General features: G+C 64.9%; 22 protein-coding genes. 16 read left to right on the top strand and 6 right to left on the bottom strand.

Features of this window, described 5'->3' with window-relative positions; translation table 11 throughout:
• Positions 1–7: 7 nt before the first annotated feature.
• The gene (locus AC3RXZ_RS14730) at positions 8–769 is read right to left on the bottom strand and encodes an SDR family NAD(P)-dependent oxidoreductase (RefSeq protein ID WP_491494509.1); all 762 of its coding nucleotides are present in this window, start codon (positions 767–769) and stop codon (positions 8–10) included.
• 120 nt (positions 770–889) lie between these two features.
• Between AC3RXZ_RS14730 and AC3RXZ_RS14725 the strand changes: the two genes are divergently transcribed.
• Complete coding sequence (locus AC3RXZ_RS14725; RefSeq protein WP_491494508.1) at positions 890–1,735, top strand: enoyl-CoA hydratase-related protein; 846 nt, start codon at positions 890–892, stop codon at positions 1,733–1,735.
• Positions 1,714–2,286, top strand: a complete 573-nt coding sequence (locus AC3RXZ_RS14720) for a TetR/AcrR family transcriptional regulator (RefSeq protein ID WP_491494507.1) — start codon at positions 1,714–1,716, stop codon at positions 2,284–2,286. Before AC3RXZ_RS14725 ends, AC3RXZ_RS14720 begins: the two co-directional genes overlap by 22 nt.
• A 48-nt stretch (positions 2,287–2,334) precedes the next feature.
• On the opposite strand, the gene AC3RXZ_RS14715 is transcribed toward AC3RXZ_RS14720, so the two are convergent.
• Both AC3RXZ_RS14715 and AC3RXZ_RS14710 read right to left on the bottom strand, forming a co-directional pair.
• The gene (locus tag AC3RXZ_RS14715) at positions 2,335–3,705 is read right to left on the bottom strand and encodes an oxygenase MpaB family protein (protein ID WP_491494506.1); all 1,371 of its coding nucleotides are present in this window, start codon (positions 3,703–3,705) and stop codon (positions 2,335–2,337) included.
• Between the two features lie 19 nt (positions 3,706–3,724).
• Entirely contained in the window at positions 3,725–5,218 is a 1,494-nt protein-coding gene (locus AC3RXZ_RS14710; protein WP_491494505.1) for an aldehyde dehydrogenase, read from the bottom strand.
• 111 nt (positions 5,219–5,329) lie between these two features.
• On the opposite strand from AC3RXZ_RS14710, the gene AC3RXZ_RS14705 reads away from it, so the two are divergent.
• Complete coding sequence (locus AC3RXZ_RS14705) at positions 5,330–6,949, top strand: AMP-binding protein (RefSeq protein WP_491494504.1); 1,620 nt, start codon at positions 5,330–5,332, stop codon at positions 6,947–6,949.
• Positions 6,946–8,373, top strand: a complete 1,428-nt coding sequence (locus AC3RXZ_RS14700; RefSeq protein ID WP_491494503.1) for a 4-hydroxyphenylacetate 3-hydroxylase N-terminal domain-containing protein — start codon at positions 6,946–6,948, stop codon at positions 8,371–8,373. Before AC3RXZ_RS14705 ends, AC3RXZ_RS14700 begins: the two co-directional genes overlap by 4 nt.
• Before the next feature lie 252 nt (positions 8,374–8,625).
• Here the strand turns inward: AC3RXZ_RS14700 and AC3RXZ_RS14695 are convergent.
• Positions 8,626–9,914 (bottom strand): IS3 family transposase gene (locus tag AC3RXZ_RS14695; protein WP_491494502.1). Its coding sequence is split into 2 segments (ribosomal slippage): positions 8,626–9,641 and positions 9,641–9,914, totalling 1,290 coding nucleotides; the frame shifts between segments, so codons are not numbered across the junction.
• Here AC3RXZ_RS14695 and AC3RXZ_RS14690 point away from each other — a divergent pair.
• Complete coding sequence (locus tag AC3RXZ_RS14690) at positions 9,855–11,144, top strand: ABC transporter substrate-binding protein (RefSeq protein ID WP_491494501.1); 1,290 nt, start codon at positions 9,855–9,857, stop codon at positions 11,142–11,144. The two genes, AC3RXZ_RS14695 and AC3RXZ_RS14690, sit on opposite strands and share 60 nt — an antisense overlap.
• A 161-nt stretch (positions 11,145–11,305) precedes the next feature.
• On the opposite strand, the gene AC3RXZ_RS14685 is transcribed toward AC3RXZ_RS14690, so the two are convergent.
• Positions 11,306–11,623, bottom strand: a complete 318-nt coding sequence (locus tag AC3RXZ_RS14685) for an ArsR/SmtB family transcription factor (RefSeq protein WP_491494500.1) — start codon at positions 11,621–11,623, stop codon at positions 11,306–11,308.
• Between the two features lie 366 nt (positions 11,624–11,989).
• On the opposite strand from AC3RXZ_RS14685, the gene AC3RXZ_RS14680 reads away from it, so the two are divergent.
• From AC3RXZ_RS14680 to AC3RXZ_RS14630, 11 genes are all read left to right on the top strand, one after another.
• Positions 11,990–12,631 (top strand): hypothetical protein, encoded by a 642-nt coding sequence (locus AC3RXZ_RS14680; protein WP_491494499.1) that lies wholly within the window; start codon positions 11,990–11,992, stop codon positions 12,629–12,631.
• Position 12,632: 1 nt separating this feature from the next.
• Positions 12,633–13,250 (top strand): M23 family metallopeptidase, encoded by a 618-nt coding sequence (locus AC3RXZ_RS14675; RefSeq protein ID WP_491494498.1) that lies wholly within the window; start codon positions 12,633–12,635, stop codon positions 13,248–13,250.
• 22 nt (positions 13,251–13,272) lie between these two features.
• Entirely contained in the window at positions 13,273–13,560 is a 288-nt protein-coding gene (locus tag AC3RXZ_RS14670; protein WP_491494497.1) for a hypothetical protein, read from the top strand.
• A gap of 233 nt (positions 13,561–13,793) precedes the next feature.
• Positions 13,794–15,005: an LTA synthase family protein gene (locus tag AC3RXZ_RS14665; RefSeq protein WP_491494496.1), complete on the top strand. Its 1,212-nt coding sequence runs from the start codon at positions 13,794–13,796 to the stop codon at positions 15,003–15,005.
• Positions 15,002–16,495: an SCO6880 family protein gene (locus AC3RXZ_RS14660; protein WP_491494495.1), complete on the top strand. Its 1,494-nt coding sequence runs from the start codon at positions 15,002–15,004 to the stop codon at positions 16,493–16,495. Before AC3RXZ_RS14665 ends, AC3RXZ_RS14660 begins: the two co-directional genes overlap by 4 nt.
• A complete protein-coding gene (locus AC3RXZ_RS14655) occupies positions 16,495–18,081 on the top strand; it encodes a putative type IV secretion/conjugal transfer ATPase (protein ID WP_491494494.1) in 1,587 nt (528 codons plus the stop codon). The genes AC3RXZ_RS14660 and AC3RXZ_RS14655 overlap by 1 nt, the downstream gene beginning before the upstream one ends.
• Complete coding sequence (locus AC3RXZ_RS14650) at positions 18,078–19,286, top strand: MinD/ParA family ATP-binding protein (protein WP_491494493.1); 1,209 nt, start codon at positions 18,078–18,080, stop codon at positions 19,284–19,286. Before AC3RXZ_RS14655 ends, AC3RXZ_RS14650 begins: the two co-directional genes overlap by 4 nt.
• A gap of 7 nt (positions 19,287–19,293) precedes the next feature.
• On the top strand, positions 19,294–21,117 hold the full coding sequence (locus tag AC3RXZ_RS14645) for a type IV secretory system conjugative DNA transfer family protein (protein WP_491494492.1): 1,824 nt from the start codon (positions 19,294–19,296) through the stop codon (positions 21,115–21,117).
• A gap of 20 nt (positions 21,118–21,137) precedes the next feature.
• Positions 21,138–21,503 (top strand): hypothetical protein, encoded by a 366-nt coding sequence (locus AC3RXZ_RS14640; RefSeq protein WP_491494491.1) that lies wholly within the window; start codon positions 21,138–21,140, stop codon positions 21,501–21,503.
• Positions 21,500–21,976 (top strand): hypothetical protein, encoded by a 477-nt coding sequence (locus AC3RXZ_RS14635; RefSeq protein WP_491494490.1) that lies wholly within the window; start codon positions 21,500–21,502, stop codon positions 21,974–21,976. Before AC3RXZ_RS14640 ends, AC3RXZ_RS14635 begins: the two co-directional genes overlap by 4 nt.
• 37 nt (positions 21,977–22,013) lie before the next feature.
• Positions 22,014–22,460: a single-stranded DNA-binding protein gene (locus tag AC3RXZ_RS14630; protein ID WP_491494489.1), complete on the top strand. Its 447-nt coding sequence runs from the start codon at positions 22,014–22,016 to the stop codon at positions 22,458–22,460.
• Positions 22,461–22,538: 78 nt separating this feature from the next.
• On the opposite strand, the gene AC3RXZ_RS14625 is transcribed toward AC3RXZ_RS14630, so the two are convergent.
• A complete protein-coding gene (locus AC3RXZ_RS14625) occupies positions 22,539–23,375 on the bottom strand; it encodes a hypothetical protein (protein ID WP_491494488.1) in 837 nt (278 codons plus the stop codon).
• Positions 23,376–23,382: the final 7 nt, after the last annotated feature.

Raw genomic sequence — 23,382 nt, 5'->3', positions numbered from 1 at the left:
TGAGCCCCTAACGCGCTGCCATTCGGATGGCTCCGTCGAGCCGGATGGTTTCCCCGTTGATCATCGGGTTGGCGATGATGTGCTGCACGAGGGCAGCGAACTCCTCCGGCTTGCCGAAACGACTCGGATGAGGAACCTGGGTTGCGAGCGATGCCTGCGCATCGGCGGGGAGCGCAGCCAGCATGGGCGTCTCGAAGATGCCGGGAGCGATCGCGTTGACCCGGATGAGACTGGCGGCGAACTCCCTCGCGACCGGAAGAGTCATGCCCGCCACTGCGGCTTTCGAGGCGGAGTAGGCCGCCTGGCCGATCTGTCCGTCGAACGCGGCCACCGAAGCGGTGTTCACGATCACGCCGCGCTCCTCGCCTCTGGGCGCCACCTCGAGCATCCGCGCGAGCGAGAGGCGCATGACGTTGAACGTTCCCACCAGGTTCACGTCGATGGTGCGTTGGAAGTCCTCGAGCGGGTGGGGTCCTCGTCTGCCGACCACGCGCGCCGAGGTCGCGAGGCCCGCGCAGTTGACCACGATGCGCAGGTCGCCGAACTCGGACGCCCGATCGACTGCCGCCTGCACATCTGCTTCGCTGCGGACATCACTCGCCGCGAAGATGATCCCTCCCGGATCCTCCTGCGCGAGCGCTTCCCCGGCACCCCCGGGCAGATCGACGACCACGACCACGGCTCCCGACCCGCGCAACGCCCGCGCGGTGGCCAGCCCCAACCCTGAGGCGCCCCCGGTGACGAGGGCGACGGCTCCTGCTGCATCCATGAGAGTCCTTTCTCCCTTGCAGTTCGAGGGCTCATTCCCTCGACCGTCCTCGGAGCATACATGGGTGTATGTTGGACTGCAACGCGGGAGTGATGACGCTCCCCGCAGGAAGGTCTGGCCATGACGAAGCCCGGTAGTCCCGAAGTCACTGTGAGCCATGTCGACCGCGTGACGACGATCACGCTGTCCGCTCCGGAGCGCCTCAACGCGGTGAACACCTCCTTGCTCGAAGCGCTGGCAGATGCCGTGGTGAATGCGCCGAGCGATCGGCGGGTCATCGTGCTGCGCGGAGAGGGTCGCGCTTTCTGCGCAGGGGTCGACCTGAGCACCCAACAGCATCTGTCGGATGAGACAGCCGCGACGGAGGCGATCGATGCGCTGATTCGAGCCGTCATCGCGATCGTGGACTCTCCCACGCCCGTGGTCGCCGTCGTTCAGGGGGCGTGCGCCGGCGCGGGGGTGCCTCTCGCGCTTGCGGCGGACCTCGTTCTGGCCGAAGAGGATGCGTTCTTCCAAGTCGCATTCGCTCGAGTCGGACTCATGCCGGACGGCGGCGCGACGGCTCTCCTGACCGCTTCCCTCGGACGGGCGCGGGCAATGCGACTCGCGCTCACCGGAGAGCGCGTCGGCGCCGCAGAGGCCGTCGAGATCGGACTCATCGCCAAGGCCCTGCCTGCCGAGATCCTGGAGGACGAGGTGGTCGCGACGGTAAGAGCTCTGGCCGAGGGGCCCGCTGTCGCTCTGGCGCACACCAAGCGCGCCGTCAACGGGGCGAGCCTGACATCGCTGACCGCTGCGTTCCTCAGGGAGCGCGAGGGGCAGACAGCTCTGCTCACCGCCGGTGATTTCGCCGAGGGCGCCAGGGCGTTCGCCGAGCGTCGCGCACCGGCCTTCCGGGACCGGGAGGAGCAGCCGGCACCGTCGCGTATGTCAGAATACGACCCGTGGCTTCTCGATCCCCGCTGACCCCGAGCGACTACTACGTCGCCGGTCTCGCACTCCTCGAGGAGATCGGCGGCGCGGGAGTATCCGCTGTCTCGGTGTGCGAGCGGCTGGGAGTCTCGCGCGGGAGCTTCTATCACCACTTCTCCTCCTTCGACGACTTCGTCACCCGACTGCTCGATGAATGGGACCGCTCCGTCAGCGTCCGCATCGAAGACCTGCTCGACCGCACCCCCTCCTTCGCCGAGCGGAGTCAGATCCTCATCGACGCGGCCGTCAACGCGTCCTTCAGCCGGATCGACAACGCCCTCCGCGCCTGGGCGGGAGTGAATGCCCTCGTGAAGCGGCGGCTCGCCGAGATCGACTCTCGTCGCGTGGCGGTGCTCGAGAAGTCGATGACCCTTGCCGGCCTGGAGCCAGGACCCGCGCGCGACTTCGCCCACATCACCCATGCGACGTTCGTGGGGCTCGAGGTCAAGGGCCTGCTCGAGAACACCGACCTCGTCCGGCGACTGTACCGGGAGCTGCAGGTCGCCGCCATGTCGCGCGCGGCGTCACCGTCCGCCGAAGCCTGACGCGCGAAGGGGCCCGGCCGCTGCGACGGCCGGGCCCCTTCCCCGTTCTCAGATCCGCGCGAAGTCCGCCGCGTTGCTCTCGTTGTGCCCCTCGTAGTTGACCGTGATCCCTTGCTTGCGCGCTTCCGCGGCTGCCGCCTTCGCCGCCGCCTCGAGGTGGGGGATTCCGTTCGCTGCACGTGCCCGCCGGCGTTCTTCCCGTCCTCGCCGGTTGTCCGCCAAACGCTGCATGCGCACGAGAAGCGATGCCTGCGCACCGGCCAGACGGGAGAACCGGCTGACCTGCCGGTCCGAGAACCCAAGAGACCCGAGCATCCGATTGGACACGGGCGATCCGCACACGCGATGCACGAACCCCACGGTCAGCGGCAGCACGATGTGCTTCTCTTTCCAGGACGGCACCCCTTCACCTCCCGACGTCGAGGAGGTGAGAGAGCGGCTGAACGTCTCCGACAGCTCAGGAGCCCACTGCGGCACATCGGCGCCGAGCGTGGACAGCACGTAGTCGAACATCTCGACGGATTCCTCGGCCGATCGCGGAATGATGGCTTCGTTGATGCCGAAGAGATACGCGTTGTATGCCCAGTAGGCCGTGGCTGCGTCGAGGTCGGCCTGGGAGTGATTGTGCCCAAGCGCATTGTCGATCAGGAGATTGATCGTGCTGTAGGCGGGCACCCCCAACGCCATATCGGAGTTCGAGATCGGGTTCCCGTGGCGCGCGAACGCCTCGTCCCCCCAGCGTTCGCGAAGACGAGCCCGCACGAGACCGTGCATGTACCGAACCCGAACCGTCGTGGCGAACCCTTCCGAATCACGCTTCCACGCCCCGGGTCGAGACATCACGCGGAAGAACTCGATCGTCTCCACGCTGCGTCGGTAGTAGTCCTTGACGAATCGTCCGGATGCCCCGGTGGCCGAGCCGACTGCGGTCCCCTGCGTCGTCATCACGACATTGACGAGCTGGCCACCCATCGAACCGAAAGAAGTGGCGTTCGCCAGGGCGACCCTGCCCCTCTCCCACTGCTCGGGATCGAACCATTCCGGAAGACGGTCCAACTGTGCGAACAGTTCGACCAGCTCCTCGGGCGCGTCCTCGACCGACTCGATACCGTGGGCGATCGCCTGCTCCAGCATGCCGCGCACCCGCCGCGCCCCCACGGGCTTGGCGAGCGCCACGACCTTGTCGATCGCCTCGTCGCCCTCCCAGAAGTGGTCGTCGATGCGTGCGGTCAGAGCGGTGCGAGTCGGGACGGCCGCGACCGGTCCTCGCGCGGCGAGAACACGTCTGCGCAGGTCGTGCCAGTCGGGGCTGCTCACGATTCGCGGCGGCGCCGGACGCAGCGGCATCCCCTCGCGGTGGTAGTAGTCGAACTCATGGGGAGTCGACGCCTCGGCGGTCGACTCGGCGGTTTCTGTCATCGAGATCTCCTTGTTCGGATCAGCGCTCGAGCTGCGCGGCGCTCACATACACGGATTGGTATTCGAGGAACCCCTGAAGGGCTTCCGGGCCGAACTCGCGCCCGATGCCGCTCTCCTTCATGCCTCCGAAGGGGGCGCCGAGGTCGGCGTCGTAGTAGTTGACACCGATGGTGCCGGTGCGGATGCGCGAAGCGACGGCGATGCCTCGCTCCTCATCTGCCGTGTAGACCGAGCCTGCAAGACCGAAGACGCTGTCGTTGGCCAGGCGGACGGCTTCGTCCTCCGAGTCGAAGGGCGTGACGGCGAGGACGGGGCCGAAGATCTCCTCCGTCGCCAATCGGCTTCGATTGTCGACGTCGGCGAACACCGTCGGCTCGACGAAGAACCCCGACGGATCCGTGTGCTTCGGTCGGGAGCCCCCGGCGACGAGCCTCGCGCCCTCCTGCTGGCCCAGATCGATGTACGACATCACCTTGTCCAAGTGCCGCGCGTTGGCCATCGGCCCGCACTGCACGGACGGGTCCAACGGGTCACCGACGCGGAGCTCACGAGCGTAGTCCGCGAGCGCGTCCACCACCTCGTGATACCGGCTGCTGGCGACGAGGATGCGCGACTGAGTCGTGCATGTCTGGCTGTTGTTCTGGAAGGACGCCGTGTCCAGCGATCCCACGAAGTCCTCGATGCGCCCGTCTTCGAGGAAGACCGATGCCGACTTCCCGCCCAGTTCGAGGGTGACGCGGCGCACGAGCCTGCCGCAGGCCTCGCCGATCTTCTTCCCCGCCTGGGTGGAACCCGTGAACGCCACCTTGTCGACACCCGGGTGTTCGACCAGATGTGCGCCCGCAGCGCGATCGGCCAGAACGATGTTGAGCACGCCGTCGGGCAGGCCGGCCTCGATGGCCGCGTCGGCGAACAGGTAGCTGTCCAGCGCGGTGTCGGGCGACGGCTTCAGGATCACGGTGCAGCCGGCTGCGAGCGCCGGGGCGATCTTCGCCATCGCAAGTGCCAGCGGATAGTTCCACGGTGTGATGGCTGCGACCACGCCCACCGGGACCTGCCGAACGAGCGTCGCGCCACGCGCCGAAGGACGCACGGTCTCGTACGCGTACGTGTCCGCGATGGCGGCGTACATGTCGAGGATGGCTGCGGGCGCAGCACCGTTGTAGCCACGCGAGAGAGTGATCGGCATGCCGTTCTCGCGGGACACCAGTTCGGAAGCCTCGTCCGCTCGGCTCTCCAACGCTCGGGCGAATCGGCGCATGGCGTCTGCGCGCTCCGCGGGGGTGAACTGCCCCCAGGGGCCCGAATCCAGGGCAGAACGCGCCGCAGCGACAGCTGCATCCACGTCGCGCGTGTCGCCGAGCGCGGCGACACCGATGCGCTCACCCGTTGCAGCCTCGAGTTGTTCGTGACGGTCCGTGCCCTGAGGTTCCTGCCATCGTCCACCGATGAAGAAGCGAAGTCGATCCGTCTCATTGCGGGAAGCCGCGAGTCGGGTGTCTGCGGTTGTCATTTTCTCCTCCTTGAGAAGCGCTCTGCACGACGGGTGCACGGGCGACCATGCACCCCTGTGTGTATGATGACCTCACCATACACCGATGTATGTTGGGGTCAAAGGAGAAACGTGAACGAAGCCGATCACACACACCCGCTGGACTGGTTGCGCGCTCAGGTCGAGATCGAGTCGGATGCACCTCTCATCCACTACCTCGACGCCTTTCTCACGCGGCGCGAGGTCCTCGAGCACGGGGAGAGCTTCGGATCCGCGCTGATCGAAGCCGGGCTCCTCCCCGGCGAGCGAGTGGCCCTCTTCTTGCAGAACGTGCCGCAGTACGTGATCGCGCTGCTCGGCGTCTGGCACGCCGGAGGCATCGCCGTCAACGTCAATCCGATGTACAAGGCGAGGGAGCTGCACGAACTGCTCGTCGACAGCGGAGCATCGATGATCGTTCACCTGGAGACGCTGACCTCCGTCTTCGAGGCCGCTCGGTCAGGGACCAGCGTGCGCACCGCCATCTCCACGGGCGCGTACGAGTTCGGAGTCCGCAACGCACCCCTTGCGAGCGCGGGAGACGACGCGGCACGTGACGTCTCCGCACCCACCCTCGACATGACGCGACTGATCGCGTCGACGCCGAGACGCGACGCTGTGACGCCCGTGCCGGGTGAACCAGCCGTGCTGACATACACATCGGGGACGACGGGACCGGCCAAGGGCGCGATGATCTCCTTCGCCAACCTCGACTTCGCCGTGAACGTCCTTCGCGAAGTCACGACTCTGACGCAGGACGACGTCATCGCCGGACTCTCACCGCTGTTCCACGTCACGGGTCTCGTCGGACAGATCGGGCTCTCGCTGTACACCGGGGCGCCACTGGTTCTCGCCTACCGATTCGATGCCGAAGCTGCTGTCGATCTCATCGAACGACATCGAGCCACATTCGCCATCGGCTCCATCACGATCTTCCTCGCACTGTCCTCCGCACCCAACGCCACGCAGAGCCGACTTCGGAGCCTGCGCATCGTCTATTCCGGCGGCGCTCCCGTCGCTCGCGCTGTCGCGGCGGAGTTCGAGCGTCTGACGGGAACGTCGATCCACAACATCTACGGGTTGACGGAGACGACGTCGCCGACCGCCTGCGTCCCGCTGGGGGAACGTGCGCCCGAAGATCGTGCGACCGGACTGGTGTCCGTGGGGCGCCCTGTCCGCCAGACGACCGTGCGCGTGCTGGCCGAGGACGGCACGGAAGCCGCACAGGGCGATCTCGGGGAACTGGTCATCCACGGCCCGCAAGTCGTCGCGGGCTATTGGCGGAACGACGAGGCAACCTCGCACGCGATCGTCGACGGTGAACTCCACACTGGCGATATCGGGTACGTGGACGCCGACGGGTGGGTCTTCGTCGTCGATCGCCTCAAGGATCAGATCAATGCCGGCGGTTTCAAGGTCTGGCCGCGCGAAGTGGAGGACGTGCTCTTCGAGCATCCGGCCATCCAGGACGTTGCGGTCGTCGGCGCTCCCGACCCCTATCGCGGAGAGAGCGTCGTCGCATTCGTCGTTCTCCGCGATTCGTTCGCCGGTGACGAGGACGGAATCATCGAGTTCGCGCGCGAGCGACTCGCGGCCTTCAAGTATCCGAGGCAGGTCCGATTCCTGCCGTCCCTCCCTCGCAATGCGGCAGGAAAGGTGCTGCGGCGAGAACTGAAGACCGTGGCAGCAGCCCACATGGAAGGAACACGATGACACTCAGGACACCGGCTCAGTATCGCGACGGACTCCGCGACGATCGGAACGTGATCTATCGCGGGGAGCGTGTCCCCGATGTGACGGAGTTCTCCGAGTTCGACAGTGCGATCGCGCACTCGTCCTGGGCGTTCTCGATCGCGAGCAGCCATCCGGAACTCGCCGTGGCGCATGATGATTCCGGGAACCCGTACACCGCGTTCTACAAGGTGCCCCGAAGCGCTGAAGACCTGCAGCGTCGCGGCGAGCTGATCGAGCAGCTGAGCCGGCTCGGCGCGGGCACCATCGTCCTGAAGGAAGTCGGCTCTGACGCCCTGTTCGGTCTGCTCCGCGCCACCGAGGGCGTTGAACGCGAGCGAGTGCTCGCCTATCACCAGTACTGCTGTGACAACGACGTCGCGTTGGCGGTCGCGCAGACCGACGTCAAGGGCGATCGATCGAAGCCCCCGCACCGGCAGGCCGACCCGGACCTCTACCTCCGCATCGTCGACGAAGACGACGAGTCGATCACAGTGAGAGGCGCCAAGGTCCACACGTCGTTCTCGGCGAACGCGGACGAACTGATCGTGCTCCCGACTCGGGCGATGGGGCCGGATGACGCCGCCTACGCTGTGTCTTTCGCGATACCCATCGACACCCCTGGCCTGAGTCTCTACGTGTCGCCGTATCTGCACGGCGAACGGAACACCTTCGAACACCCGATCTCGTCTCGACACAAGCTGCTCGAGAGCCTGACGGTGTTCGATGACGTGCGGATTCCGCGCGAGCGGGTGTTCCTCGCGGGCGACCACACCAAGGCGGGTCCGCTCGCCCTGGCGTTCGTCGACTACCACCGGTTCACCGCAATCCACTACAAGCTGCCGATCCTCGACATCATCGTCGGTGCTGCTCAGAAGATCGCGAGGGCGAACGGCATCGAGCGATCGAGTCACGTCGCAGCCAAGATGACCGATCTGATCTGCTACGCCGAGGAAGTGCGTGGCTTCGCCGAGCTCTCGTGGCGGCGCGCTCGGCCCGGCGCACACGGTGTGCTGATGCCGGATGCGCTTGCGGTGAACATGGCGAAGCACAGATTCGCGCACGGATTCCACTCCGCCATCGCCACTCTGGTCGACCTCACCGGTGGATTGATCATCACCGGCCCCGGCGGACAGGACTGGGCAGACCCGTCCACACGTGCCGTGCTCGAGAAGTACTTCGCCGCCGCGATCCCCGCCGAGGATCGCCTGCGCCTGATCCACCTCATCGGAGACGTCTCGGCCGGGCTCTTCGGCGGGTACCAGTCGGTCCTCGCCACCCACGCCGAGGGATCTCTGGAAGCCGAGCGGCTCCAGATCCTGCGCGGGTACGATGCGACGCGCGCCACGTCCTATGTGGACTCTCTCCTCTCGGCGGAGGAGGATTCCTTCGTCAGCACGGGCTGAGCCTAGCGCTCGCGAAGTCGGGCCCCGCGTCGCCCACTGACGGGTGCGCGGGCGCATCGATCATGCGGCACGATCCCTTGTGTTGCCGCTGTGTTACCGCACCACCCTCGCCCAGTCATGACGAAGGCCCCGCGTCCCAGCCGTGTTAGGGGAGGCGGGGCCTTCGTGGTGGCGGTGACGGTGGTGTCTGGTTTCAGGACATCGTGAACGGGTGTCTCAGGACATTGAACCGTCCCAGGTTCTCGGCCGCTCCTATGCGGGGAGCGGCTCTGGTTTGAGGGCCGCGTAGTAGGCTGCCTCGAACTCGTCAGGGCTGACCATTCCGAGGCTACCGTGGAGCCTGCGGTGGTTGTACCAGTCGACCCAGCCGGCGGTCGCGAACTCGACGTCGGCGATGGTCTTGTACGGGCCTTCGTGGAAGATCGTCGTGCGTACGCATTCGGCTTTGTAGATCCCGTTGATCGTCTCCATGAGCGCGTTGTCGTATGCGTCGCCGATGGACCCGATCGAGGGGGCGATGCCGTCGAGGGCGAGCTTCTCGGTCCACACCAACGACGTGTACTGGCTGCCCGCATCCGAGTGCGCCCGGAGCCGGTTCGGCCCGACAGGGTGGCCTTGCCTGTCGCGTTCCCACAGCGCGATGCGCAGCGGGATCATCACCAGGTCGACGTGTTTCGTGGTCTGCGCGTGCCAGGCCACGATGCGCTGTGAGTACACATCGAGGATGAACGCGACATACACCCAGCCCGCCCAAGAACGGACATACGTGAAGTCCATCACCCAGGTGTGATCTGGCCGCGGGGCGGTGAAGTCCCGGTTCAAGAGGTCACCGGCACGGTGACCGTCCTTGCCCGGGATCGTCGTCCTGATGCCCTTCGCGCGCGTGATACCCGACAGCCCGAGCGTCCTCATCGCCCGGTCGACAGCGCCACGCGACGCATCCGCGATACGTGTGCGGCGGATCAGCGCGGTCATCTTCTTCCGCCCATACAGCCCCTCGGGAGTCATTCTCCGACACGTCGTCCCGTCGGCGCGCAGCTCGGTGGTCCACGCCGCCGCGCGAACGGCGTCGACGACCATCGCGTCGGAGATCGTCCGCACCGCGATGCGAGGCCTGCGCCAGACCCGGTAGGTGCGCGCAGCAATCTTCACGCCCTGCTCTCGCAAGACGCGGACGATCGACTCGACTGCATGCCCCTCAGCTCTCATCTGATCGATGAAGCCCATCATCAGCGGTTGCGGGGGTCGAGTTCCCCCGCGAAGAAAGTCGTCGCAGCTTTCAGAATCGCGACATCCTCACGCAGCCGACGGTTCTCTGCCTTGAGGCGCTTGATCTCCGCTGCCTCCTCGCTGGTCTGCCCATCTCGGACACCGGCGTCGATATCGGCTTGCACGACCCATCGTCGGAGCGATTCTGCGCCGACCCCTTCCTGACGGGCGACAGCCGCGATCGCCTTCGCGGTTGAGGGATACTCGGCCCGATGCTCGAGCACGAGCCTGACGGCCCGCTCTCGGAGCGCGGGATCAATCTTCTTCGGCATGACGCCATCCTTTCAACTCAAAAGGAAGCGGCATCAAACCTGGGACGGTTCAAGGCGACCATCGATTTCGCCTATTGGGGGAATGATGTCCGGGCCGAGATGTACGAGGAGGTCATCGAGGAATTCGAGGCGCAGAATCCGAACATCACTGTGCGTTCTTCCTTCATGAGCTTCGCTGAGTACTGGGAGAAGCGACAGACGGAGGCGGCTGGAGGTGGGTTGCCAGACGTCATGCAGTTCAGCGACCGGTACATTCGACAATACGCACAGAACGGCCTGCTGCTCGATCTGAGCCCATATGTTGGCGAGGTGATCAACACCGAACAGCTGCCGGCGACACTCCTCGCTTCTGGCGAGCTGGACGAGCAGATTCTTGGCATCCCCGTGTCCATGAACAGCTGGTCACTGTGGACGAATCCAGAGATCTTGGGCGAGCTCGAGATCGAACCTTTCGAGGACGGAGGATCTTGGGATGAGTACAACGGCTGGCTGTCCGAGATCGCTGACGCGGCTGACCGGCAGGGGCTCGACGTGTGGGGATCCAATGACTACACGGCGTGGATGCAAAACTTTGAGATTCAGCAACGCGCACAGGGCAAAGATCTCTTCGATGAGACAGGTAGTCCGAACTTCACCAGGGAGGACCTCGCAGCCTTCTGGGGCGGCGTGGCGGATTTGAGAGGCGACGTGCTCGTCCCTCAACAACGTCTCGAAGAAGTGCTGCCGAAGGGCGGCTTTGATTCCGCGCTTCAGGCGGCCGAGTTAGCATGGGACAACTTGGGCCCCGGGTACATTGCCAATCTGGGAATCGAAGAGATCCGCATGCAGGCTCCACCGGTGACGGTGGAAGGTGCAAAGGACCTCTACCAGGCTCCCGGCATGCTGCTGTCAGCATCGGCAAGCACGGATGCCCCCGCAGCGTCAGCTGCGCTGATCGAGTTTCTGGTGAACGCCCCGATCACGGGTCAGGTGTTCGGCTTGAATCGCGGAGTTCCTGCCTCTGAGAGCGCACTGGAGGGTGCGGATTTCACTGAGATCGAGCAACAGATTATCGACCATCAGGAATCAGTGGCGGATCGCATCGGCGACGCGCCGCCCATCCCGGTTGTCGGGTACGGATCGCTGTTCGAGAAGTTCCGCGCTCTCGGGCAGGAGCTCAACTTTGGGACCGTTACGGTTGACGAGGCCGTCGAGCAGTTCTTCGCGGAAATGGAAGTCATCCTCGGGTAGCGCCAGAAGTGATTCCCGGAGGGCGGCACGCAGGGTTCGGCGGCCGCCCTCCGCTTGTACTCCAGTGGCGCGAGGCGGCACCGATTCGCGCAGTGCCGCACGCTGAGCACCAATCACCCATCCGGGTCGCCATCGCAAGCCGCGCCGCAACTCGCGGGAGTTTAGATCTCCCCGATCTCCTGCCCCAGACGCAGGTAAAGCTCGGTCACGACCTCGTCGTTGACTCGATACACGACCCACTCCCCCCGCTTGCGCTCTGCCTTCGGCGGCGTGGCGATCAGCAGCCCCGCCGCCTCAAGCTCACCGAGGTACGGCACGATCGTCGTCGGAGCGACTTCCAGGGCGTCGGCGATAGCTTTCCGTCCCACATTCGGGGTGCGTCGCACCTGTCGGATGATGCCAGCCTTCACCATGTTTCCCAAGACAGCAAGCGGCCCCTCGGCTCCTTCGCCATCGACGGGACGCGCGTACTTGGGCATGGATCTATTGTCTCGCCCGCGGCATCCACACACCAGAGCAAACTAAACGAATTACCCGTTTACTTTCGAAGTGAACGGGTGTACCGTTCAGGTCATGATCGCGACAAGGCAGTCAGATCAACCGGCATCCACGGGCCCCATGCTCGCGATGCCCCTAGATTTCTGTGAGCGAACGGGAGTATGGTTCAGTCCGTCACTGCGGCGATCGCCGGTCCAGTGTAGCCAGCGCATCGTCGCCGTCCTGGCACATCAGGGGGGCTGACCATCGTGGCCAGAGAACGGAATCGGCGGCGGAGCTTGCTGTGGGCGCTCCTCGGCGGCGCAATCCTTCTCGCGGGTCTCGTCGCACTGTTCGCGATTCCGTTCATGAACTCGCCGGAACAGACCCCCGCCACGACCGCACCCAGCACAAGCAACGGCACCCATGAGCCGTCACCGACCAACCCCCCGGATACCGAGGACACAGTAGACGAATCCGTCGCCGAAGTCGGCTGGACACCGGAGCCCATCACCATAGAGCCCGAGCTCTACATCCGCCGCGCTCTGGAAGCCGCCTCGACGTTCGACACCCAGCTCAGCACCCGCGAGGACTGGCTCACATTCCTCGACACGTGGTTCACCCCGGACATCCGGTACTCCTCCCCCGCTGAGCAGCAAGATGCCATGGCCGCTGCCCAGCTAGAACTACGCCAGAGCGTCGTCCTTCCCGCATCGGACTGGGATGCCCTCGCTCAAGAGGACGGCCGGGTCTCGGCATCCGCGAACGACGAGATCGACTACGTTGACGTCCCCGAGAACCCCACCGGAACGATGCGGATCGGGACGACGGAAGTGACGCTCACCTTCACCAGCATCGACGGCTCGGGCAACGAGGTCACGTATGACGAGACCGTCCGAGTGAGTGTTCAGGTCTTGTGCGGCGAAGGTTCCGTGCCCACGCCAGACAGCGCTCAGCGGGCAGGCGACTGCAAGATCATCCGCTACTTCTCGGAGCCCATGGAGCCCTGACATGGGTGCGCCGCTGGTCGTCGCTTCGTCTCTCGCCCGTTCGAGAAACGCGCGTCGGATCGTGGTCGCCTTCCTCTCCCTCGGTGCGATGTGCATGCTCATCGCACTTTCGCCGCTGGCCGTCGTCGCCCTCGCGGCCACAGGATCGACACCTCCCGCAGAAACACAGCCGGTGGAACCAGGCGCGCCCGTCGCCAACGGGGATTGGGGATACCCGCTGGCTGGCGACTACTACAAGGGCCGCGGGTTTGGGTACAACCCCGTCAGCGGCTGCGGCTACTGCTCAACGAACCACAAGGGTTACGACATGGCCCAGGCATGCGGCAGCACGATCTATGCGGCCGGTCCCGGAACCGTCATCACGGCTGGGTCTCACTACGGGTGGGGCAATACCGTACGCATCGATCACGGCAGCGGCCTCGTCACGCTCTACGGGCACATGCAATGGAACTCGCTTCGCGTCAGCGTGGGCGACGCCGTTGTGGCCGGCACCCCCCTGGGCGCCGAGGGCAACACCGGCCGCTCACACGGCTGCCACCTTCACTACGAACTCCGTCAGGACGGCCGTGCCGTCGATCCCGAACCGTTCATGAACGGCTTGGGCCTTCCCCTGAAGTAGTCCCCACGAAAGCGAGCGCACCATGACCACACCCAGCGATGTCGAGATCCCCGACATCAATCCGGACTTCTCCGCACCGTTCTTCGACGGGTTGCAGGTCGTCGCCTCGTACGTCCTCGCTGGCGCGATGATCGTCGTGTTCATCATGCTCATCATCGCTGGCGCAGCTTTGGGCTTCAGAGGCCTCGCATCTGATCGCGTGCGCACCTGGGCCGGGGAAAACATCCTCTGGATCTTCATCGCCGCAGCCGTGCTGGGCGCGGCCAGCGGGCTCTTCGCTTGGTTCGTGAACTTCGACTTCGGCTTCTGATGTTCAGCTTCCGCTCAAGCATCGCCGGAGTCCTTCTCGGACTCCTGGCAACGCTGTGTGCGGTCGTTCCCGCGACGGCGGCCTCTGTCCGGGCGCCCTACTCGACCGCCGATCACGCGCCAGCGAAACCACTCATGCCCGTCACGGGACAGTCGTGGTCATCACCCGCGTACCCGGTCATCTGCGTGCACAACTCAGGTCAAGTCAGCTGCACACCCGCCGCAAGCAGTGACGTGCGGGAGCAGCAGTGCTTCATCGGCGTGCTCATGGAAGGCCGTGGACAGACCGTGTGCACAACGTACGAGGGCCACGTCTCCGCGTTGAAAGCCGCCGGTGGCAAGAGCTTGGTTGTGAAGTTCGGCTGCAGCGTCGGTGACCTCGTCTGCGTCACCTTCGAGAACGCGGGCCGAGGTATGGCGATGGCAACGACCGCAGCAGTGCTCCTCGTCGTCTCCAACATCAGCTTCGACACATCCACCGTGCTGTGGACGGCGGCCGTCGACGAATGGTCCTTCTGGCAGTGGGCCGTGCTCGCGGTACTGTTCGGCGCCATGGTGTGGGCCATCGCCGCAGCCGTCGTATCCGGCGATCGAGCGGAACTCGTCGGCGCCATCGTCCGGACCTTCATCGCTGTGCCGGCTGTTCCGATCACACTCTGGGCGATCGGACATCTGCTCAACGCTCTCGACGAGCTCACCTGGTATCTCGTCAGTGGCGACGGGCCGATCGCCCTGTTCCAAAACCTGCAGAAGGTCATGTGGGCGGGCGGCCAGGCGAACTACTTCTTCGGCTTCCTCATCCATGGGCTACTCCTCCTGTCGATGTTGCTCCTCCTCGTCGCGTTCGCGTTCCGAAACATCGCACTGGCAGCCCTGATCACCGTCGGGCCGATCGCGTGGATGCTGTTCCCCGTCCGATCGGTCGGCCCGCAGTGGGTCGTGCGCTACGTGTCCGCCCTTGTCTCGCTCCTCTTGGCCGGTCCCCTCACGATCGCCTTCCTGACGCTCATCATCGATGGCCTCGCAGATGTTGAGACGATCTGGGACCCACAGGCATGGCCGTTGCTCTTCGGCCTCGTTCTTGCTGCGTTCGCCCCGTTCGCCGTTTTCAGCCTGTTCAGCTTCATCGGCGGCGCCGCGGTCGATGCCGTCGGCTCTCGTGTCGGCAGCGGCGCTGCCCGTGGCGTGTCCAACACGGCACGCTCGATATCCAGGATGCCGTCTCGGCTCGGTGCGCATCCGGCCGGCGTCCCGAGCTCGGCTCGCGGCACCCGTGCATCGACGACGGGAACTACGCGCGCCGGCGCAGCCCAGCCTGCGGGTGCCACACGGCCCGCTTCCAGCACGGCAAGTGCGTCAGCATCACCAAAGACTGTTCCCGCGACCACACGCGTCGAGAAGCCCGCAGCGTCTACCCCCACACGTCCTGAAAGGACACCCTCATGACCGCGTCCTCGAGCGAAGAGCGGCCGGTACGTCTCCCCGGCCGATCCCGCCAGGGCATCGTACTCGGCATGGACGGCTGGCAACTGGCCCATGTTGCAGTTGCCGCCGTCATCGTCTTGGTGTTCACCAATCGGTTCGGTCCCGTGGGGCTGCTGTACGGGGCACCTCTGTACCTCCTGCTCGGGATCTCTGCGGTCATCACGGTTCATGGTCTCTCCGCGCCGAAGATGATCGGTCTCTGGCTGTCGAAGCAGGTCCGTCATGCGACGGGCGCAACGACGCAGAAGTTCCGACCGGAGCAGACAACAGTTCTCGGAACGCTTAATCTCCCCGGCATCCGAGCGTCGGTGCAACTGTGGGAGGTCGACCAGATCGCGTGCGTGTACGACCCCCGAGGACGCACGGTCTCCGTAACCGCAGAGCTCGAGGTGCAGGGCTTCTTGATGCAAGACGCTGGTGAGCGCAGCGACCTCGCGCAGCAATGGTCACGCGTGCTCGCATCCTTCACGCAGCGACCGGGCATCAAGCGGGTCACTCTGCAGGAGCGCACCTTGCCGACGACGATCCGCAGCGCTCGTGACCGCTACGAAGCCGTCATTCGGGATCGTGAACTCGATCGCCGCTCGCCCATTGCCGCGAACTACGAGCAGGTGATCGACGACTCGGAGCGCTTCGCCGTTGCGCACCGCAATTACCTGACCTTCACGCTCGACCTGGTCGCCCTCGGACCACAGGTCAAAGCACTCGGGGGAGGCAAGGAAGGCACCCAGGCGCTCGCGCTCATTGAAACCCGCACGTTGGCAGACGCGCTGGCCAACGCCAAGATCGCGGTGCGCCAGTGGCTCACGCCCCGCGATGTCGCCGCGCTCACCAGAGTGACCTTCGACCCGGAGTTCGCGTCCAATGTACAGAACCGCAGCGAGGAGCATGCCGGCGTTGATCCAGTCGCGATCGGGCCGATGTACCTCGAGGAGCCAAAAGGGTCCAACCATCTCGTGCGCACAGACTCCGGTGTGCACACCACGATGTGGATCCACGAATGGCCGCGTGCCGATGCTCCGGTCGGGTTCGTCTCCCCGCTCGTCTTCGCACGGCATCCGCACACCGGAGAAGCGGTGACCCACATCCTTTCCCTGGTCTTGACCCCCGTGCCCTTGAAGCAGGCGTTCAAGCGCGTTCGCGACGAGAAGAAGGTCTGGCGCGGGAACGAGAAGCTGCGGGCGAAGCGCGGCACCGATGGCAGCGCCGCGGACGACGCAGACTGGCTCGCCCTCGAAGAGGAGGAACAGGATCTGGTGGCTGGCCACGGCGAGTTCCGCTACGGCGGATACCTCACGGTTTCGGCCCCGGACGAAGAGCGTCTAGACCAGGCCATCGCCGGTATGCGCAACGCGCTGGCTCAGGCAGAGATGGAAGCGCAGATCCTCTACTGCCAACAGGCCGAGGCCCTCCTCGTGAATGCTCTGCCCATCGGCTTGGGGATGAAGTGATGACCCGACACGGCCTCTCGTTCGAACCCGCGGACCTCAACAGGTCCGGCCGACGCTCTCTGCGCCGCGAGTATGAGCGCGCAACCCGCGAGGATCGAACTGGCGGTACATCCCGGCGGGAGAGAGGCCTGCCGGAGGCCGCGGTTCGGGGACCGTTCGGTCCGGGACTCACCCAGAACGGCTATTGGAATCTCGCCTCCCTGAACGTGCCACCGCATCAGGCGACATCCCAACACCTTGCCGGCATCTACCCCTTCGTCGCCGATGCCGGTCTCGGTCACCGCGGACCGATCATCGGCGTGGATCTGAACGCGGACGCGCTGTGGCATTTCTCCCCCTGGGACACCTACGCGGACGACAGCGCGCGAGGGTCGTTCTCCACCAACGTGCTCGTCCTCGGTGCGTACCGCGCGGGCAAGAGCGCCGTTATCAAAACCCTCGTGACCCGTTCTCTCGCATTCGGGCATCAGGCTGTCGTCCCCTCGGATCCCAAAGGCGAGTGGGTAGCGGTCGCCGAGGCGATCCCCGGTGGTAACGTCATCCATCTGAGCGGCGCCCGGGACACACGATTGAACCCGCTCGACCGCGGCCCACGCCGGACAGGCACCACCGACCAGCAGCACGAGCAGATGGTGAAGCAGCGGCGCATTACTGTTCTGACGTCTCTCGTCGAAGCGGCACTCCCCGGCACCAGACTCACTGCTGTCGAACACGCTGCAATCCTCGAAGCGCTCAATCGGTGTATCGACGTCACTGCGGATAGCCCGACTCTCCGTGGAGTGCACGATCAGCTCACCCGCCTGACTGGGGAGGCGCGCGACCGTCACATCGCAGAGGGCGCCGTGCAGCCAAGCTACGTCCTGCGGCGGTTCGTGTCCGGTGATCTGTCGGGGCTCTTCGAGGACGAATCTACGGTCGGCTTCGACGAGTCCGCCCCGATCGTCGTCGTCGACACGTCCGAGCTGTTCGCACGCGGTGACCTCGTCGCCCAGCTTTCCCAGATATGTACGACCGCGTGGAACCAGGCCGTCATCTCGGACCGCAGTGCGCACCGAACCCGGTACGTGATCCGGGAAGAAGGATGGCGCGATATGACATCGCTCTCGTCCTTGCAGATGTATCAGCAGTGGTTGAAGCTGTCCCGCCACTACGGAATCAGCAACATCGTCATCCTTCACAAGATGGGTGACCTGGACGCCGTCGGCGACGCTGATTCGCGGGAACGCAATCTGGCCTACTCCATTGCCGGCGATATCGAGAACAAGTTCATCTTCCGGATCAACCAGCAGGAAACCTCAAGCATCCGGCAACGCCTCGGCATACCGCCCGCCCATGCCGACATGGCGCGCCGACTTCGCAAGGGCGAATTTCTCGCATACGTCGGGCAGTACTCCTACCTCGTGGACGCGTTCTCGACCTCCACCCAGTGGGAGTACGAACTGTTCAAGACCGACGAGGCGATGGATACTCCCAGCCGCTACGAAGCAGAGATCGACCACCTCGATACCCCGGAGTTCGAAACCTTCTGGCCATCCGACGACACCACCGTCGACGGGTGGCTCAGCGCGGACAAGGAGTGGACATGACCGCCGATGCTCATCCCCGTACATACGCCACCGTGACTGGCCCGCACGCCACCTTCGTCACTCTCGACGGCGCCAGCGAAACGATCTCAACCGGTCCGGATGAGGACATCCGGCACGTGGTGATCAAACGCGCAGCGACCGAGGCCAAGCGCGCCGGCGCACCTCTGGAGCTCGTCACATCCGGAGACCGCGGCAATCATCATCTTCTCGTCGGAGTCGACGGTCAGATATCGGCAGTCGAGGTTGCCAGCGAACCATCGGTATCGCAACCGGACAAAGAGGTGCCGCCGACGCGGCGATCCTTTATCGCCCCTGCGGAGTCAGATGCGCCGACGACTGGGCGCCGGGCGATGTGGTCACTACGTACGTGGATGCACGTACGTGAAAACGCGTACGAGCAGCATCAACGCACCTGCGAATCCCTCGTTTCTCAGCACTGGGCCGGACACCGCAACATCGCCGTAGCGAACGGTAAGGGCGGGGTCGGTAAGACGATGAGTTCGGCGATGCTCGCGGCCGTGTTCGGGCGTTTCGGCGGCGGCAATGTGCTGGCATGGGACAACAACGACACCCGCGGCACGCTTGGATGGCGCACAGAGCAGGGCCTGTACGACACAACGGTCCGCGACCTCCTCCCTGCCTCTGCGGAACTGCTCTCCGTCACCGCCGCGATCTCCGACATCGCACGATTCGTGCATCACCAGTCGGCCGATCACTACGACGTGCTGCGGTCCAATCCAGAGCTGCTGGCGACGGATCAACGGATCACGGCAGACGAGTTCGATCGACTCATGAGGGTCGCGGCGCACTACTACCGCCTGATCGTGTTCGACTCGGGGAACGACGAGTCCGCCGAACGGTGGCTACGGATGATCGATGGGGCGCATCAGCTGGTCGTCCCGACTCTGCCGTCGGCGGAGTCAGCTGAATCGGCTGCGCTGCTGCTCGAGGCACTGCGTGAGAGGGACGACCATTGCGCGTCTCTCGCCGCGAATGCTGTCATTGTCGTGACCCAACCTGAACCCGGTGATCGGGGCGCATCCAGCGAGATCGCCGCGGGGTTCGCGGATCAGGTTCGCGCCGTCGAGACGATCCCTTTCGACCGTGCGTTGAAGAGCGGCGCGCTCCGCTTCGATGCTTTGAATCGGCGGACCCGTGACGCCTGGATTCGCGTTTCCGCCGCTGCCGCGATCGGATTGGAGTGAGGCGGTCATGAACAGCTGGCTGGGTCGGACACTCGCGGTGGCCATCGCTGCTGGTTTCGTGCTGACGCTCGCGTTCTCCTTCATTGCGGATGTCGTGACGAAACTCATCTGCGGCGAGCGCCCCGCGGCAGACAGCATCTTCTCCGGCCTGATGTTCGCCCTGACCGGCGACGCCGGCGCATTCGCGTTGGAGGGCCCCTGCGCGTTCCCTGCTTGGCAGGTTCGACTCGCAGACGTCGTCGTCCTGGGCATGGCTGTCGCGCTCGGAATCCTCGCGGTGCTGCTGTACCGCCGCTACCGTGAGTCGGATCGCGCATTCATCTCTGACCTGCGGTCCAGGGTCGGATTCGCCCCGGCATCTGAGGTTCGTCAGCACCTCTCAGCACGCGCCGTCCTGAAGCGAGCAGGCGTCCTGCGCCCTGACCTGGCCCGTCCGGAGCCGACCGACGTGGGGTGGAGGGTCGGCCGCTCGCATGGTCGCGACGTGTTCGTGTCGATCGAGGACTCTGTGGCGCTCGAAGGCCCGCCGCGTTCGGGCAAGGGTTACCGGGTCCTGATCTCGGCGATCCTGGATTGGTCCGGTCCGCTCATCACGACATCGACGACGAATGACAATCTCACGGCGACGATGCGGCTGCGTCAGGAACGCGGTGACACGCATGTCTTTGATCCGCAGGGCCTGTCCGGAGTGCGTCACCCGTTGCGTGTGAGCCCGCTCGCGGGTTGTACTGATCCGCTCGTGGCGATGCAACGCGGCAACGCCATCATCACGGGCACGGCACTCGGCGCGTCGACGACGAATGGCGAGTGGGCACAAGCGTCCGGTGTGGTCCTGGGCAGGCTCCTCCACGCCGCGGCCGTGGGAGATCGGACGATCGAGGACGTGTATGACTGGGGTTCCAGCCCTGCGCTTGCGCGCACCGCGGTTGATGTCCTCAGGTCCGATGGCGCGCCGGGGTGGGGTGACAATCTCGAGGCGACGATCAGCGGCGATGAAAAGTTGGTCTCGAGCATCTGGTTCGGCGTGCAGGGGGCCGTCGCCCCGCTCGCTGTTCCGCAGATCCGGGAGGCTTTGCTGCCTCGCCTTGGTGACCGCGTCTTTGATCCACACGAGTTTCTGGATGCGGCAAACACTTTGTACCTGATCGGATCGGCCTCGGGCGCCGCCGCGATGGGCGGATTCCTCGGCGCGCTGCTCGACGACGTCGTCGAAGTCGCACGTTCGCGGGCGCTCGCCTCCCCGGGCTCCCGGCTCTCGCATCCGCTCGGATTGATTCTCGACGAGATCGCGAACATGTTCCGCTGGGATGCGCTCCCCCGTGTCATGGCGGACGGCGGTGGACGTGGAATCTGCACGTTCGTCGTCCTCCAAGCTCTGTCGCAAGCAGAGACCGCCTGGTCACGTGCAGAGGCCGACACCATCTGGGCCGCGGCGACCGCGAAGCTGCTGTTGGGCGGAGCTTCTCACGTGTCGCACCTGCGCGATGTGGAGGCCCTGCTGGGATCCAGGGAGGCCCGCCGGACCGAGCACTCGTGGGACACGGAGCGTGTCGGGCGGCATACCAACGAGCGGCGCGAGCGCCTTCCGTTGATGTCGGTGGACGAAATCCGCAGGATGCCGCAGACTCTCGGCTTGTTGGCCTACCGAAACCGTCGCGGCGTCCTCCTGGATCTCGCCGGCTGGGATGAGCGCCGAGATGTCAACGCGATCCGGCAGGCCAAACGCAGCGTTGAGGAGGAGCAGCGGAGCGTGTTCGGCTCCCCTCGTCGGGATGACCTCGAGCCGCCTGCAAGCGAGCCATCGGCAGTAGAGGCGGTGAGCGAGGAATGAGCAATCGCCGACGTTCCGGGATGAAGAACCTGTATCGCCAGGGTTTCCTCTGTTCGCCTGCTTGGTTTGCCCGCCGCGAGCGCTGGTTCGCGGCGCGCACGGTGCAGGGCAAGGTGCAGTGCGCAGCCTGCGGCAGAGAGGGGACGAAGCGAACTCTCGAGCTACATCATCTCGACTATCGCGGTGTGAGCATTGTTCGCGGAGAGTGGCAGGCCTGGGAGGACGACACGGACCTCATCGCGCTGCATCCCTATTGCCACGACCTGCTGCACCGGCTTGTGGATCGTGACATGGTGCTGGCTACCCACCGTACGCGGCGTCAAGCGTCGATGCAGGCGCTCAGCTCACTTCAGGCGAAGATGCGGAACGCGAGGGCGCGATCATGACCGATCACGAGGCTGACGTCGACGCGCTGCTTGCCCAACAGCTGAGCGGCTTCTCGCCCGACGACCGCTTCGGCGCGGCAGGGCCGATCGGTGGATTCGTCACCAACTGGCGCGCACTGTCCGCCGGCGAAGCCGGCGAGCGCTGGACCGAACTCCGCGAATGGGTCGAATGGTTCACCATCCGCTACAACGTCGCGATCAGCGTGGTACCGAACTGTTGGTGGCAACACGGTGCGCTCGTGGAGGAACTGTCAGCCCTACAGACGGCACATCGCGCAGCGTTCGATGGCACGGATGCCGGATTCGGCCCGATCGGATGGCACGAACGCCTCGCCATTGCTCTGCCTCGTCTGTCGCGCGCGTACGGCGGGGGATGCAATAGCGGGCACAAGCCGATCCGTCATCGCACGTGGGAGGGGGTGATGAACGAAAACGAATGGAGTACATGGGTCACCGAGGCCCATGCCGAATGAGGACGCACCGCGTCCGCAACAGAAAGAGAGCAGAATCATGACAACGAAGATCCCGGTCACGCTGGAGGGCAACCTCACGGCCGACCCCGAGCACGGAAGTGGCGAGTCCGGCACGGACTACGCTCGTTTCACGCTGGCCGTGAACGACCGACGACTCAACGAGAACACCGGACGCTGGGAGGACGTCGGCACCGTGTTCCACCGGGTCGTCGTGTTCAACCAGCAGGCCAAGCACGTGACCGATTCGCTCCACAAGGGTGACTCTGCGATCGTCGTCGGCGATCTCCAGTTCGGCACCTACGTCGACAAGGAGACGGGCAAGAACCGCGAAGCCCACGACGTGATCGCCGACACCGTCGGCGCCTCGCTGAAGTTCAGCAATGTCTCGGTGCAGCGCGCCCCAAAAGCTAGCGGCCCCGCAGCAGACGCTTCGGGGCCGGTAGCGGAGCCGGCCTCGTACGCCGGCGCCGAGATGTCCCGCTGATCACCAGAATGAGCGGACGGGAGTCATCGTACTCCCGTCCGCTCCCCTGCAATAGCGCCTCCTCAGCTCACGACCGCATTACGCCATCAGCCCGGCCGGCAGCCATCGCGCCTTGTCGGCGTACCCCATGGGCAAGAGCCGACTTTCACTCTCGACTCCGTTTCTGATCCTCGCCAGAACCGGATGGGCAGGCTTCTCGCGAAGCTGATTCCCTGCTTCATACATGTACCCGTAGCCCGCTTCCCCAACGGCGTTGAACCTCGCGGACATGCGTTCGATCACCGACGCCGCATCGGGGATCGAGAAATCGCCGAAGAAGACGTTGGTACTCCAGACCGCGGCTACGCCAGCAATCGAATCGTCGAAGATCGCACGAACGTTTGCCTCGCAAACATGAATCCAGAACGGCCAGTTGATCACTTCGTGACCTGTGCAGTCTTCTACCTCATGCTTGCGCTTGAATGGGTCGGGCAGGCTTCGCCCCGGACGATACGGCACAAAATGATATGGCCCCTCGAACTCGATGTAGATCGGAGCAGCACCAGGCACCGTCACCTTCAGGTCCATGTGCTTCGGCCGCTTGGTCGGAACGAGCGATTGTGACTCCACGATGGCGGATGGAAAGGCGCGAGTGATCACTTGCGCGAGAATAAGCTCGTTCAGGCTTCGCTTCGGCGTGCCCACTGCAATCGCATTAGGAATCGTTCCCTTATTCCAAGCTCGGTGCAAGAGATTCTCGTCGATCACGCGTTCACCCTCAACGGTGCGGAACTTGAGAGCGTCGAGATCGGCATCGTTGACCTCAAGAAGCTTCTTGACATCTTCATACCTCAAGAACGATCCGACCGCCCGATCACTCGCATCCAGTCTGAAAATACCCAGTGGCTTCCCTAGCGTTCCCATGGCCCCGATCATGCCACTA

Source organism: Microbacterium cucumeris (assembly GCF_058349845.2).
The sequence above is the reverse complement of the archived record's forward strand: the minus strand, read 5'-3'. Positions and strand labels throughout refer to the sequence as shown.

Excerpts from the sequence above, each read along its gene's own strand:
- AC3RXZ_RS14690 (WP_491494501.1), top strand. The coding sequence starts at position 9,855 with ATGCTCGAGCACGAGCCTGACGGCCCGCTCTCGGAGCGCGGGATCAAT.
- AC3RXZ_RS14635 (WP_491494490.1), top strand. The coding sequence starts at position 21,500 with ATGACCGATCACGAGGCTGACGTCGACGCGCTGCTTGCCCAACAGCTG.
- AC3RXZ_RS14640 (WP_491494491.1), top strand. The coding sequence starts at position 21,138 with ATGAAGAACCTGTATCGCCAGGGTTTCCTCTGTTCGCCTGCTTGGTTT.
- AC3RXZ_RS14670 (WP_491494497.1), top strand. The coding sequence starts at position 13,273 with ATGACCACACCCAGCGATGTCGAGATCCCCGACATCAATCCGGACTTC.
- AC3RXZ_RS14660 (WP_491494495.1), top strand. The coding sequence starts at position 15,002 with ATGACCGCGTCCTCGAGCGAAGAGCGGCCGGTACGTCTCCCCGGCCGA.
- AC3RXZ_RS14710 (WP_491494505.1), bottom strand. The coding sequence starts at position 5,218 with ATGACAACCGCAGACACCCGACTCGCGGCTTCCCGCAATGAGACGGAT.
- AC3RXZ_RS14680 (WP_491494499.1), top strand. The coding sequence starts at position 11,990 with ATGAACTCGCCGGAACAGACCCCCGCCACGACCGCACCCAGCACAAGC.
- AC3RXZ_RS14730 (WP_491494509.1), bottom strand. The coding sequence starts at position 769 with ATGGATGCAGCAGGAGCCGTCGCCCTCGTCACCGGGGGCGCCTCAGGG.
- AC3RXZ_RS14675 (WP_491494498.1), top strand. The coding sequence starts at position 12,633 with ATGGGTGCGCCGCTGGTCGTCGCTTCGTCTCTCGCCCGTTCGAGAAAC.
- AC3RXZ_RS14715 (WP_491494506.1), bottom strand. The coding sequence starts at position 3,705 with ATGACAGAAACCGCCGAGTCGACCGCCGAGGCGTCGACTCCCCATGAG.
- AC3RXZ_RS14645 (WP_491494492.1), top strand. The coding sequence starts at position 19,294 with ATGAACAGCTGGCTGGGTCGGACACTCGCGGTGGCCATCGCTGCTGGT.
- AC3RXZ_RS14630 (WP_491494489.1), top strand. The coding sequence starts at position 22,014 with ATGACAACGAAGATCCCGGTCACGCTGGAGGGCAACCTCACGGCCGAC.
- AC3RXZ_RS14650 (WP_491494493.1), top strand. The coding sequence starts at position 18,078 with ATGACCGCCGATGCTCATCCCCGTACATACGCCACCGTGACTGGCCCG.
- AC3RXZ_RS14655 (WP_491494494.1), top strand. The coding sequence starts at position 16,495 with ATGACCCGACACGGCCTCTCGTTCGAACCCGCGGACCTCAACAGGTCC.
- AC3RXZ_RS14625 (WP_491494488.1), bottom strand. The coding sequence starts at position 23,375 with ATGATCGGGGCCATGGGAACGCTAGGGAAGCCACTGGGTATTTTCAGA.
- AC3RXZ_RS14685 (WP_491494500.1), bottom strand. The coding sequence starts at position 11,623 with ATGCCCAAGTACGCGCGTCCCGTCGATGGCGAAGGAGCCGAGGGGCCG.
- AC3RXZ_RS14725 (WP_491494508.1), top strand. The coding sequence starts at position 890 with ATGACGAAGCCCGGTAGTCCCGAAGTCACTGTGAGCCATGTCGACCGC.
- AC3RXZ_RS14700 (WP_491494503.1), top strand. The coding sequence starts at position 6,946 with ATGACACTCAGGACACCGGCTCAGTATCGCGACGGACTCCGCGACGAT.